The following is a 12736-nucleotide window of genomic DNA, read 5'->3' on the forward strand; positions in this document are numbered from 1 at the left end:
CTAGCGGACCGGCAAAGCCGGATCCGCGGCGCCCTGGGTCTAGTACCCGTTTCTTGGTACGCCACACCGTTGCTACCGCTGGCAGCCAGCGAAGCACCGGCGCCACAACTCAAGACAGCGGTACTAGACCCAGGATGCGGTGGATCCGGCTCCGCCGGTCCACCCGCATCGCCCCCTGGGGGGCGCGCGAAGCGCGTAGGGGGGGGTCATATATACTCCTTCAGTGCATCAAATCGAACTCTCCTACACCTTCGGCGTACTGCGCGCCAACGCCGCCTCCATCCGCAATCCGCTGATGGACCTGCTGCATGCCATACGCGAGCAGGGTTCGATCTCGGCCGCCGCCAAGGCCCTGGACCTGTCCTATCGTCACGTCTGGGGCGAGCTCAAGCGCTGGGAAAAGAGTCTCGGGCACGCGCTGGTGGTCTGGGACAAGGGCCAGCCGGCCCGGCTGTCCGAGTTCGGCAACAAGCTGCTATGGGCCGAGCGGCAGGCGCAGGCGCGCCTGGCGCCGCAGATCGGCGCCTTGTACGCCGACCTGGAGCGCGCCTTCGCGGTGGCGTTCGACGATGCCGCCCACGTGGTGGCCCTGCATGCCAGCCATGACGACGCACTGGCATCGCTGCGCGAGCACGCCGTGGCCAGCGACAAGCTGCACCTGGACATACGTTTCACCGGCAGCGTCGATGCGATCAAGGCGTTGAACGAGGGCCGGTGCGTGATGGCGGGGTTCCATGTCCCCGCCGATTCCCCGCCGGGGTCGTTGGCCGAGCGCACGTACAAGCCGCTGCTGCGGCCCGGGCAGCACAAGATCATCGGCTTCGCGCGCCGCAGCCAGGGGCTGATGGTGGCGCGGGGCAACCCGCTGGGCATTGTGTCGCTGGCCGATCTCGCGCGGCCCGCTGTGCGCTTCGTGAATCGTCCGCTGGGCACCGGCACGCGGGTGCTGCTGGATGAACTGCTGGCCAGGCACGACTTGCCTGCGTCGGCCATCCAGGGCTATGCTCACACCGAGCCATCGCACGCGGCGGTGGCGCATGCGGTGGCCTCGGGCGCCGCGGACGCGGGCCTGGGCATCGAGGTCGCGGCGCGGGCCAGCCGGCTGGATTTCATCCCGCTGGTGTCCGAGAACTATTTCCTGGTGTGCCTGAAATCCACGCTGGAGCTGCCTTCGACCCAGGCCTTGCTGGGCATCCTGCGCAGCGAGTCCTGGCAGCGCAAGCTGGCGGCGATGCCGGGGTACCAGCCGCAGCAAAGCGGCGAGGTGTTGTCGATGCGGCGCGTGCTGCCCTGGTGGAGTTTCCGCACGCCCAAGGCCGGCAAGCGCGCCTGAGCCCGCGCGGTCAGGCGCCCTGCGGCGCGGTGCGTGCGGGGCGCGGCGCCGCCGCCAGTTCCGGCTGCAGCGTCAGGCGCCAGGGCGCCGTATAGCAAAGGAAATGCTTGTTGGTGGCCCGGCCGATCGCGCACAGGCCCAGCCGCTCGGCCAGCTCGTAGCCCATCTGCGTGATGCCGCTGCGCGAGACGACGATGGGGATGCCCATCTGCGCCGCCTTGATGATCATTTCGCTGGTGAGCCGCCCCGTGGTGTAGAACACCTTGTCGTCGCCCGCCATCCGGGCCGGGTCCTGCAGCCACATCCATCCGGCGATGGTGTCGATGGCGTTGTGGCGTCCCACGTCCTCGACGAACATCAGCATGCGCTCGCCCTGGAACAACGCGCACCCGTGCACGGAGCCGGCGGACTTGTAGGTGGTTTCCTGCAGCCGTATGGCATCCAGCAGGCCGTAGAGCTGGCCCTGGGTGAGACGCGCGTCGCCGGGCAGGCGGATGTCGTCGATCTCGTCCATCAGCCCGCCAAAGACGCTGCCCTGGCCGCAGCCGGTGGTGACCACGCGCTGGGAGGTGCGGGCTTCCAGGTCCTGGATGCCGTCGCGTGTCTGCACGGCCGCCGCCTGGACTTCCCAATCGACCGTGACCGCCTCGACCTCGTCTATCGAACGCACCAGGCGCTGGTTGCGCAGATAACCCAGCACCAGCAGTTCGGGCATGGCGCCCAGGGTCATCAGCGTGACCAGTTCACGCTTGTCGACGTAGACGGTCAGCGAGCGCTCGGCCGGGATGGAAACCGTATCGCGTATGCCGTGTTCGTTGACGACGGCGATCTCGCGCGTCAGCGGGGCACGGGCATCGGTCAGGAAAGGACGGTGGCGGGGCGATGCGGTCACTGTTTGGGCGTGGCGGCGTCGGGCGCGGCGGTGTTGTGCGGCGCCTTGGCCGTTTCCGAAGGAGAGTGCGCGCCTGCGGCCTCCAGCGGCTTGGCTTCGGGCGGCGTGTAGACGAACGGGCCCGGATCGGCGCAGGGCGGCGTGGACGCGGATGCGTGGACGGGCTTGCCGGCGGCGCGCGCGCTGGCGAAATAGGCGGCCGCGGCCTTGTCCTGCGCCTGGCAGAGCTTGTAGCCGTCGACCTTGGCGGCCCAGGCCGTGCGGGCGGCCGCTTCGGCCGCCTTGGCCTGGGCCTCGGGGCTGGGTGGGGGCAGCTTGGCCAGGGAGGCGGTGGAGAAGACGGCCAGCAGCAGCGCGAGGGCGGTTTTCATGCAGGATCTCCTGGTCGGGGCCGGCGGTTCAGGCGTTCGCCGGCCGGGTGTCCGGCTTCTTCTGGGCGGGCTGGGTGCGCTGGGCGGGGATCTTGCCCGCCTGGATGTCGTTGTACCAGAGTTCGTGGTGCTCGCGGGCCCAGGCCTCGTCCACGTAGCCGGTCTTCATGGCCTTGTAGGCGCCCTTCATGCCTATGGTGCCCAGGTAGATGTGGCCCATGAACATGCACATCATCAGGATGGTCGCCACGGCATGGACCATGTGCGCGACCTGCATGGTGCCGCGGGTGTAGACCAGGCCGGGGATGACCCGGTCCAGCACCAGCCCGGACCCGATGACGATGAAGCCCAGGAACAGCACGCCGCCCCAGAACACGAGCTTTTCCCCGGCGTTGAAGCGGCCGGTGGGGATGTGCTGGCCGTTGAACAGTCCGCCGCCCTTGCGCAGCCAGACCATGTCGTCGCGCGTGGGCAGGTTGTCGCGGATGAAGGTGAGGAAGACCACCACCAGCGAGACCGCGAACAGCGGCCCCACGAAGTTGTGGGCGGTCTTGAGCAGCCAGGTCATCCAGCCGAACAGGGCACTGCCCATGATGGGCAGCAGGAAGAACTTGCCGAAGGCCATGATCAGGCCCGAGACCGCCAGGATCACGAAGGCGATGGCGTTGACCCAGTGGGCCGCCCGTTCGAAGTACGTGAAGCGTTCGATCTTGCGGCCGGTCTCGGCGCCGTGGACGGTGAGCGGGCCCTTGGTGAAATAGAACAGCGCGATGGCCACCAGCACGATCAGCAGCAGCGAGCCGCCGTAGGGGATCAGCCAGTTGTTGCGCACCTGGCGCCAGGCTTCGCCGGCCGAGGTGTATTTCGAGCCCGGGTACTGCACGAAACGCTGGATCAGCACGCCGGCTTCCGGAGCTTCGCTGCGCGGCAGGCTGCTATAGCCCGGCTGCCCGGAGTTGACCAAGCGCCAGTTCGGCGCGTTGTTGCCCGGCTGGACCTTGGCGCGTTCGGCGTTGGTCTGGTCGGCATAGCCCGGGTCCTGGCTGGCGTCGGGCTTGACCTCGAAGATGTTGGCGCTCTGGATGGCACCCATCGAGGTGCCGGCGGGGGGCTGCGCGGCATCCGCCGCCTGGGCGGCGGGGGATCCCAGCATGGCGCCGAACAGCGCCAGCGCGGCAAGTAGCGACCGTAACATGGCGACCTCCGGTCAGTTCACCCGGGTGTATTCGTTCTGGCCTTGCTGGGCCCGGGTCTTGAGTTCCTGCTCCCAGCTGTTCCGGTCGCCCGGCGACCAGCCCGGCGCGGTGAAGGCCGAGACGCCCGTGCCCTTGTACGCGGGCTCGCCGTTCTGGACCTTGCCCTGGTAGAGCGACTGGTCACGTTCGGTACAGGCGGCCGTGCCGAAAACGAGCAGGACGGCGAGAAAGATGCTGGCTTTCATCACTTGCCTCCGGTGTTCGTGCCGCCCGGCTGCGGGTTCTGCGGCGGCTGGCCGGCCTGCTTGGAGCCGTAGGCCGTGCCCCAGCCCCAGACTTCGGCGCCCTTGCCGCGCGTGACCACGCGGGTGCGGAAGATGTCGGCGATCACGTCGCCGTCGCCGCCCAGCAGCGCCTTGGTCGAGCACATCTCGGCGCAGGCGGGCAGCTTGCCCTCGGCCAGCCGGTTGCGGCCGTACTTCTTGAACTCTTCCTCGCTGCCGTGGGCCTCGGGGCCGCCGGCGCAGAACGTGCACTTGTCCATCTTGCCGCGCACGCCGAAGGTACCCTGCGAGGGGAACTGCGGTGCACCGAACGGACAGGCGTACGAGCAGTAGCCGCAGCCTATGCAGGTGTCCTTGTTGTGCAGCACCACGCCTTCGTCGGTGTGATAGAAGCAGTTGACGGGGCAGACCGCCATGCAGGGCGCGTCGCTACAGTGCATGCACGCCACCGAGATGGATTTCTCGCCCGGCACGCCGTCGTTCAGCGTGACCACGCGGCGGCGGTTCACGCCCCACGGCACCTCGTGCTCGTTCTTGCACGCGGTGACGCAGGCGTTGCATTCGATGCAGCGCTCCGCATCGCAGATGAACTTCATTCTGGCCATGGCGCGCTCCTTATGCCTTCTCGATGTTGCAGATGGTGGTCTTGGTTTCCTGCATCATGGTGACGCTGTCGTAGCCATAGGTGGTTGCGGTGTTGACCGCCTCGCCGCGCACGATGGGGGCCGCGCCCTCGGGGTAGTAGGCCAGGAGGTCCTTGCCCTGCCAGCGGCCGGCGAAGTGGAAGGGCATGAACGCGGTGTCCGGCCCGACCCGTTCGGTGACCAGGGCCTGCACGTTGAGCCGTGCGCCGGTGGGCGTGACGACCCAGCAGCGCGAACCGTTGGTGATGCCGCGCTCGGCGGCCGCCTTGGGGTTGATCTCGACGAAGCTCTCCTGCTGCAGCTCGGCCAGCCAGGGGTTGGACCGGGTTTCGTCGCCGCCGCCCTCGTATTCGGTCAGGCGGCCGGACGTGAGGATGATGGGGAATTTCTCGTACAGCTTGTCCTCGACGTTCTTCTGCTGCAGCGACTTGTACAGCGTCGGCAGGCGCCAGAAGGTCTTCATGTCGTCGTGGGTGGGGTACTTGGCGACCAGGTCGGGACGCGTGCCGTAGATCGGTTCGCGATGCTGCGGGATGGGATCGGGGAAGTTCCACACCACCGCGCGTGCCTTGGCGTTGCCGAAGGGGTGGCAGCCGTGGTTCTTCATCACCACGCGGATGATGCCGCCCGACAGGTCGGTCTTCCAGTTCTTGCCCTCGGCCGCCGCCTTCTCGGCGTCGGTCAGTTCGTCCCACCAGCCGAGCTTCTTCATCAGCACGTGGTCGAATTCCGGATAGCCGGTGGGGATGTCGGCACCCTTGGAATGGGAGCCGTCCTCGGCCAGCAGGTTGACGCCGTTGCGTTCCACGCCGAAGTTGGCGCGGAAGTTGCCGCCGCCGTCCATGACGTGGCGGGAGGTGTCGTACAGGTTGGGCGAGCCGGGGTGCTTGAGCTCGGGCGTGCCGAAACAGGGCCAGGGCAGGCCGAAGTAGTCGCCCTGGATGTCGTAGCCGGTTTCCTTGTCGACCACGCTGCCCTTGGCGCGCAGGGTCTTGACGTCGAAGGCGTGCATCAGCCGCATGTGGGCCTTGAGCCGTTCGGGGCTCTGGCCGGTGTAGCCGATGGTCCAGTTGCTGCGGTTGATCTCGCGCAGGATGTCCTCGATCACGGGCTCGTCCATGCCCTTGACCTTCTGCATCTTGTAGTTCTTGCACAGCTCGGCGCCGAAGCCGAGTTTTTGCGCAAGCTGGTACATGATCATGTGGTCGGTGCGGCTCTCCCACAGCGGCTCGATGACCTTCTCGCGCCATTGCAGCGAGCGGTTCGAGGCGGTACAGGAGCCGCTGGTCTCGAACTGCGTGGCCGCGGGCAGCAGGTAGACGGCGCGGTTGGGGTTCAGGTCCTCGCTCTTGCCGGGCATGGCCGCCATGGCGGCGGTGGCCGAAGGGTAGGGATCGATCACGACCAGCAGGTCGAGCTTGTCCATGGCCCGCTTCATTTCCAGGCCGCGCGTCTGCGAGTTGGGCGCGTGGCCCCAGTAGAAGACGGCGCGCAGGTTGGAATCCTGGTCGATGACGTCGTTCTTTTCCAGCACGCCGTCTATCCAGCGCGAGACGGTGATGCCCGACTTGGTCATCATCGCCGGCGAGGCGTAGCGGCTCTTGATCCAGTCGTAGTCGACGTCCCAGACCTTGGCGTAGTGGCGCCACGAGCCCTCGGCCAGGCCGTAGTAGCCCGGCAGCGAATCGGGGTTGGGGCCGACGTCGGTGGCGCCCTGCACGTTGTCATGGCCGCGGAAGATGTTGGCGCCGCCGCCTGAGACGCCGATGTTGCCCAGCGCCAGCTGCACGATGCACGAGGCGCGCACCATGGCGTTGCCGATGGAGTGCTGGGTCTGGCCCATGCACCACACCAGCGTGCTGGGACGGTTCTCGGCCATGGTCCTGGCCACTTCGTACACCGTGGCCTCGTCCACGCCGCAGACGTCCTGCACCTTGTCCGGCGTCCACTTGGCCATGACGTCGGCCTTGACCTGGTCCATGCCGTAGACGCGGGCGTCGATGTACTTCTTGTCTTCCCAGCCGTTCTTGAAGATGTGATAGAGCACGCCGAACAGGAAGGCGACGTCGGTGCCCGAACGGATGCGGATGTACTTGTCGGCCTTGGCGGCGGTGCGGGTGAAGCGCGGATCGACCACCATGACCTTGCAGCCGGTTTCCTTGGCGTGCAGCAGGTGCAGCATGGACACCGGATGGGCCTCCGCGGCGTTCGAGCCGATGTAGAGCGCCGCCTTGGCGTTCTGCATGTCGTTGTACGAGTTGGTCATCGCGCCGTAGCCCCAGGTGTTGGCGACGCCGGCGACCGTGGTCGAGTGGCAGATCCGAGCCTGGTGGTCGCAGTTGTTGCTGCCCCAGAAGCTCATGAACTTGCGCAGCAGGTAGGACTGCTCGTTGTTGTGCTTGGACGAGCCGATGACGTAGACCGAGTCCGGGCCGCTTTCCTTGCGCAGCTGCAGCATGCGGGCCGAGATTTCCTCGAGCGCGGTGTCCCAGCTGATGCGCTGGTACTTGCCGTCGACCAGCTTCATCGGATAGCGCAGGCGGTGCTCGCCGTGCCCGTGCTCGCGCACCGAGGCGCCCTTGGCGCAATGCGCGCCCAGGTTGATGGGCGAATCGAACACGGGTTCCTGGCGGACCCAGACGCCGTTCTCGACCACGGCGTCGATCGCGCAGCCCACCGAACAGTGGGTACAGACGGTGCGCCGGACCTCGACCTTGCCCTTGCCGGTGCCGGCCTTCTGGTCGCCGTCGGCGGCGCCGGCCTTCCTGACCAGGCCGAGCTGCGTGGCCGCGAGCCCCGCGCCCACGCCCAGGCCCGAGCGGCGCAGGAAGGTGCGGCGGTCCATGGTGGGCAGCGCGTGGGCCATGCCGCGGCGCAGGCTGTGGACGAACGAGGAAGAGGATGCGCCGGAGTCGCCGGCGCCCGTTTTCTTGGTCAGCAACATGCCGTGCTCCGGTGGTTAGACCAGCGTGGACTTGTAGTAGCGCTTGACGTGGTCGGTCACGCTGTAGCCGCCGCCTCGTTCGGGGGCGGGCTTGGCGTCTGCCTGCGGGGCCGGATCGGGGCGCAGCGAGGGCGCGACGGCCGCCCCGACGGCGGCGGCGCCGGCGGTGGCGGCACCCACGAAGAAACCCCGGCGGGATAGGTTGGCGGCGGTCTTGGGCATCTCTGTCTCCGTTGGGGCTGGCAGATATGAAGTGCTGTGCATACTGTACCCCCGGTAACCAGTTACAGGCAATGCCGCCAGCCGCGCCACGCCTCGGGTATACCCTCGACCGTAGCCCGGTCAGGGCAGCATGTCGAAGCCCTGCGCCTCCACGCTGGCGAAGGCCCGCGTGAATTCGCCCAGCGCCGCGTAGAAGCGGGCGCGCGGGTGGGCCGACAGGGCGTCGCACATGGCGGGCACCCACGGCAGCAGGTGGTCGCCGAAGAATTTCCGCTGATTGGCGAGATGGCACTGTCCGGCGTCGTCTCCGGCGATCAGGTAGCGCATGACCTCGCACAGGTAGGCGATGTGATCCTCGGTCTCGGGCATGGCCGGATTCCGGGCCAGGCCCAGGGCGGCCAGGTCGTTCCTCAGCGCGATCAGCGATTTTTCGTTCAGGAAGCCGTTCAGGTAGTGCGACCCGTACAGGTAGACCTCGGGCTTGCCCAGGCCGCCGAACAGCGTTTCGTACTCGTCGCGCAGCGACGGATCGTCGGCGGCCCGGGCCGCGGCCACGAGGTCGCGCCACGGAGCTTCCAGGAAGGCGCCCGCCATCGGCGCCTCGGTGGCCGCCGCGCGCAGGCCGGCCGCGAAGTCCGGATCCGGCGGGGCGTAGAACAGGCGCGCCAGCACGCCGTACAGCTCGGCGCGGGCGATTTCCTCGTCGAGCGAGGCCGAGCCGATGTCGGCGGGGGAAATGGAAGCGTTCATAGATCGGTGATGCGCGTTTCGTTGGCGCCGGAGTACAGGTCGATCACGCGGCAATCGCCGCACATCTTCAGCCGTTCCAGGCCGGCGCCCTGGAACATCGGGTGGCCGCTCAGCCGGGCCAGCATGGCTTCGATCGCCTTTTGCGTGCCGAAGGGCTTGCTGCAACGCACGCAGTGGTAGGGGGCCGTTTCGTTCAGCACGCGCGGCCGGGTGCGTTCGGGCGTGGAAAGCAGGCGCGGCACGAGGGCGAGCGCGTCCTCGGGACAGGTCTCGACGCACAGCCCGCACTGCACGCAATTCTTTTCCAGGAAACGCAGCTGGGGCGCGTCCGGATTGTCGAGCAGGGCGCTGGACGGACAGGCGCCCACGCAGCTCATGCACAGCGTACAGGCGTCCTTGTCGATGGCCAGGCCGCCGAGGGGCGAGCCGGTGCCCGGCGGGCCGCCGGGCAGGGCAATCTCGTCGCGTGCGGCCGGGGCGTGGGCGATCAGGTGGTCCAGCGCGAGGTCCAGCGTGCTGCGTTTCTCGCGCACCATGGCGAAGCGCGCCGGCGCGGCCGGCACCCCGGGACGCCGCGCCGCCAGCTCCCGCAGCGCCGCGTCCAGCGCCTGCGGCGTATCGGGGCGCAGCAGGTGCAGGTGCGGTCCCGCATAGCCCAGGCCGTCGAGGATGGCCTGGCCCACCGCGAGCTGCGCGGCCAGGTTGTCCAGGTACTGCGGCGCTTCCTCGGCCGTGGCCAGGATGGCGACCTGCGAGGCGCCCAGCGCGACGGCGCCCAGCCACGCTTCCAGGCCGAGGCTGGCGGTGTGCCAGACTCCCAGCGGGATGACGTTGGCGGGCAGGCCGTGGAGCCTGCCCAGGCTGGCGTCGCGGCCCAGGCGTTCGACCATCGCGCGGCCGGCCTCCTGGCTGTGCACCAGCAGGACCGGGGCCTGGCCGCCGGCCCGCGCATAGGTGGACAGCAGCGTGCGCAGCACCGCGCCCTGGTCCGTCATGCGCGGATAGGCGTAGGTGATCGCGCCGGTCGGGCAGGCGGTGGTACAGGCGCCGCAGCCCACGCACAGGTTGGGATTGACCTTGATCTGCTGGCGCGCCTTGTCGCTTTCGATGGCGAGGGCCGAGCAGATGTCGACGCAGGCGCGGCAGCCTATCGTGTCGTTGCGGCTGTGCGCGCACAGCGATTGCTTGTAGTCGAAGAACTTGGGCTTCTCGAATTCGCCCACGAGCTCGCGCAGGCGCAAGAGCGGGGCCGGGTCCGCGCCGTTCCAGGCGAAGTAGCCCTGCGGCGGCGCATGCTGCGCGAACAGCGTGCCGCCACCCAGCTCCAGGACCAGGTCGAAGCGCGCTTCCTGCCGTTCGGGGGCGCGGGCGAAGTCGATGGCGCCCGCGGTCGTACAGGCCGCCATGCAGGCGCGATGGTCGCGGCACCGGGCGCGGTCGATCTGGTAGTCGAGCCCTATGGCGCCTTCGGGACACGCGGCAAGGCAGGCATTGCAGCGCGTGCACAGGTCGAGATCGATGGGGTTGTCCTGCACCCATGCCAGGTCGAATGCGCCCAGCCAGCCTTGCAGCGATTCCAGGCGGCCCGCCAGCACGGGATGGCGCCGTTCCTGGCTCGCGTCCGCCGTGCCCGGGCCGCGCGCGAAGATGGTGACGTCAAGCGTGTCCGCCAGCATCGCCGCGGCGCGTTCGGCCTCGTCCAGCGGGCCGACGATGAGCAGGCGCCCCGCGCTGCGATAGCTGACGGTGGGGACCGGTTCGGGGTCCGGCAGCCGGGCGGCCGCCAGCAGCGCCGCCAGCTTGGGCGTGGCTTTCGGGGCCTCGCGGCTCCAGCCTCCGGTCTCGCGGATGTTGACGAAGCGCACGGGGGCGACGGCGGCCTCGGTGTGCTCGCCTATCTGCGCGAACAGGCGCTTCTCCTGCGTACAGGCGACGATGACGGAAGCGGTGCCCGTGACGGCCTGCTGGAACGCGCCGGCCTCGTGGCGGCAGAGCGTGGAGTGCAGAACCAGCTTTTCGTCCAATGCCGCGCCGAGTGCATCGGCGTCCAGGGGCATGGTGTTGTTGCAGTCGCAGATCAGTGTGGGCATGGGCGCTCGAGGGAGCCCGGCTACCTGGGAGGATCGGGCTCGGGAAAGTCGAAATGCGTCTGGCCGTCGCTGGGCGCTTGGCCTGTGGATGCGCCAGACTCTAGCACGGAACCCCGCGCGCCATCATCGGCCGGCTCCTTGCTTGCGGGGGCGTGGCCGGGCGCCGCATCGCCCGCAGGCGGGGCGGGATCGTCCTGGACCAGGGCCAGCACGCGCGCGCTCACCATCTGCCTGAGCGTGGATGCGGGCAGCTTCTCGGGCGAGGAATAGTCGTCGATGTAGACGTCCAGCCCGTCCATGACGTTGTAGTGCGGGTCGGAGAAAAGTTTCTTGAGCGCGGCCAGCTTGACGTCGGGCTCGACCGCCGGCCGCATGAAGGGCGAGAAATCGGAGTCATGCGTCAGCGCGGCCAGGTCTTCCCGCGTCGGGGCGGGCGCTGCCTTGGCGGCGGTGTCCGGCGCCTGCGCCGCGCCGGCGTCGTGGGCCTCGCCCTGGGGATGGTCCTGCGGATGCGTGGACGGCGCGGCGGGCACGCCCGGCGAGGCCTCGAGCGGCCCCGGCTCGGCCTCGGGAGCGGAAGCGGCGTCGACCGGCCGTTCGTCCCCCATGCCTGCCCGCGACCGGGCCTTGCGCCGCGACCAGCGGCCGAGGAAGCCTTCGCCGTCGCCGCTCATGGTTCTTCGCCGTGCTTGCGCCGGCCGGTGCTGACCGACGCCGGGTTGCCGAAGCGGTCCTGCAACGGCACGAAGCTGACCGGGCGCCGCTTGCGCTTGGGTTCGGCCACGTAGTGTTCCACCACGAAGGCCCGCAGCCAGCCCACGACGTCGGCGGGGGCGGGCACCTGTTCGACCGTTTCCTGGGCGTCCAGCAGCCGGCCGGCGTGGTAGTAGCTGAGCGTGACCAGCTCCGGTCGCGCCAGCGGTTCATCGTCCGGGCCCGCCGCTTCCTGCATGCGCCACATCACGAACCAGCAGGGCGCCTCGGTCGTGGCGTTCAGGTAGTAGCCCTCGGCGTCGTCCTTGAACAGCTCGACCGCGAAGCCGGGATGCAGCCACAGTTCGCCGTGCGCGTCCTGGCGCAGCCGGTGGGGCGCGCCGCCGAACGCCGGCTCGTCGGCCACCACGTCCGCCAGGGTCCACCGCCAGGGCTGCCACCGGCTCATCGGGCCGTGGACCCGCTCCTTGCGCATGATCACGGCGACGTCGATGCGGGGAGCCTGGCTGGTCATGGCGGCCTCGGGTCAGGAATCGGCGCTGATGGAGATGGTGGGGAACTTGGACGAGAAGTCCTTGTTCCGGGCGGCGATGGCCACGGCCACCTGGCGCGCGACGGTCTTGTACAGGCCGGCGATCTCGCCATCGGGGTCGGCCACCACCGAGGGCCTGCCGCTGTCGGCCTGCAGCCGGATGTTGATGTCCAGCGGCAGCGCGCCCAGGTAGGGCGTGTCGTATTCGGCCGCCATCTTCTTGCCGCCCTCGGCGCCGAAGATGTGTTCGACGTGTCCGCACTGGCTGCACACGTGCACGGCCATGTTCTCGACCACGCCCAGGATGGGCACGCCCACTTTCTCGAACATCTTGATGCCCTTGCGCGCGTCCAGCAGGGCGATGTCCTGCGGCGTGGTGACGATGACGGCGCCGGTCATGGGCACGCGCTGGCTGAGCGTGAGCTGGATGTCGCCGGTGCCGGGAGGCATGTCGACGATCAGGTAGTCGAGGTCTTTCCAGTTGGTTTGCCGCAGCAGTTGCTCGAGCGCCTGCACCGCCATGGGGCCGCGCCAGATCATGGCTTCGTCGTGGGCGACGAGGAAGCCGATGGACATGACCTGCACGCCATAGTTCTCGAGCGGCTCCATGGTCTTGCCGTCGTCGCTGACGGGGCGTGCGTCGATGCCCATCATGAGCGGCTGGCTGGGTGTCGCATCCCTGACGATTATATAGACTCCCGCCGCTACCCCCTGTTCATGGCTCGTGCCGTTTTGCAAGCCCTGATTGAGGAACATGAGCAAGC

At 68.7% G+C, this 12736-nt stretch carries 13 protein-coding genes; 1 reads left to right on the forward strand and 12 read right to left on the reverse strand.

All coding sequences use genetic code 11. The annotated features are described in order from the left end of the window. The first annotated feature begins 223 nt into the window (after positions 1-223). Positions 224-1333: a substrate-binding domain-containing protein gene (locus ABD104_RS26575; protein ID WP_343928524.1), complete on the forward strand. Its 1110-nt coding sequence runs from the start codon at positions 224-226 to the stop codon at positions 1331-1333. A gap of 10 nt (positions 1334-1343) precedes the next feature. On the opposite strand, the gene ABD104_RS26580 is transcribed toward ABD104_RS26575, so the two are convergent. The 12 genes from ABD104_RS26580 to ABD104_RS26635 all read right to left on the reverse strand — a co-directional run. Continuing rightward, positions 1344-2225, reverse strand: coding sequence for a formate dehydrogenase accessory sulfurtransferase FdhD (locus ABD104_RS26580; RefSeq protein ID WP_279817731.1), 882 nt, complete (start codon positions 2223-2225; stop codon positions 1344-1346). Beyond that, the gene (locus ABD104_RS26585; protein ID WP_343928525.1) at positions 2222-2596 is read right to left on the reverse strand and encodes a hypothetical protein; all 375 of its coding nucleotides are present in this window, start codon (positions 2594-2596) and stop codon (positions 2222-2224) included. Before ABD104_RS26585 ends, ABD104_RS26580 begins: the two co-directional genes overlap by 4 nt. A 28-nt stretch (positions 2597-2624) precedes the next feature. Beyond that, a complete protein-coding gene (locus tag ABD104_RS26590; RefSeq protein ID WP_343928526.1) occupies positions 2625-3791 on the reverse strand; it encodes a formate dehydrogenase subunit gamma in 1167 nt (388 codons plus the stop codon). A 12-nt stretch (positions 3792-3803) separates the two neighbouring features. Continuing rightward, a complete protein-coding gene (locus tag ABD104_RS26595; RefSeq protein ID WP_343928527.1) occupies positions 3804-4037 on the reverse strand; it encodes a hypothetical protein in 234 nt (77 codons plus the stop codon). Continuing rightward, positions 4037-4681 carry a formate dehydrogenase FDH3 subunit beta gene (gene fdh3B / locus ABD104_RS26600; protein WP_087837260.1) on the reverse strand — a complete coding sequence of 215 codons (645 nt, stop codon included), beginning with the start codon at positions 4679-4681 and terminating at the stop codon, positions 4037-4039. The genes ABD104_RS26595 and fdh3B overlap by 1 nt, the downstream gene beginning before the upstream one ends. Before the next feature lie 10 nt (positions 4682-4691). Then, complete coding sequence (locus ABD104_RS26605) at positions 4692-7664, reverse strand: formate dehydrogenase subunit alpha (RefSeq protein ID WP_343928528.1); 2973 nt, start codon at positions 7662-7664, stop codon at positions 4692-4694. A 15-nt stretch (positions 7665-7679) separates the two neighbouring features. Then, on the reverse strand, positions 7680-7886 hold the full coding sequence (locus tag ABD104_RS26610; RefSeq protein WP_087837258.1) for a twin-arginine translocation signal domain-containing protein: 207 nt from the start codon (positions 7884-7886) through the stop codon (positions 7680-7682). Positions 7887-8006: 120 nt separating this feature from the next. Further along, positions 8007-8636, reverse strand: coding sequence for a TorD/DmsD family molecular chaperone (locus tag ABD104_RS26615; RefSeq protein WP_343928529.1), 630 nt, complete (start codon positions 8634-8636; stop codon positions 8007-8009). After that, positions 8633-10726 carry a 4Fe-4S binding protein gene (locus ABD104_RS26620; RefSeq protein ID WP_343928530.1) on the reverse strand — a complete coding sequence of 698 codons (2094 nt, stop codon included), beginning with the start codon at positions 10724-10726 and terminating at the stop codon, positions 8633-8635. The genes ABD104_RS26615 and ABD104_RS26620 overlap by 4 nt, the downstream gene beginning before the upstream one ends. A 20-nt stretch (positions 10727-10746) precedes the next feature. After that, positions 10747-11400, reverse strand: coding sequence for a DUF3306 domain-containing protein (locus tag ABD104_RS26625; RefSeq protein ID WP_343928531.1), 654 nt, complete (start codon positions 11398-11400; stop codon positions 10747-10749). Next, positions 11397-11954 (reverse strand): DUF3305 domain-containing protein, encoded by a 558-nt coding sequence (locus tag ABD104_RS26630; RefSeq protein ID WP_343928532.1) that lies wholly within the window; start codon positions 11952-11954, stop codon positions 11397-11399. Before ABD104_RS26630 ends, ABD104_RS26625 begins: the two co-directional genes overlap by 4 nt. A 12-nt stretch (positions 11955-11966) precedes the next feature. After that, on the reverse strand, positions 11967-12736 hold a 770-nt coding region (locus ABD104_RS26635; RefSeq protein WP_343928533.1), incomplete at its 5' end, for an Mrp/NBP35 family ATP-binding protein.

This window comes from Pigmentiphaga daeguensis (genome assembly GCF_039523035.1).
Classification (GTDB): Bacteria; Pseudomonadota; Gammaproteobacteria; order Burkholderiales; family Burkholderiaceae_B; genus Pigmentiphaga; species Pigmentiphaga daeguensis.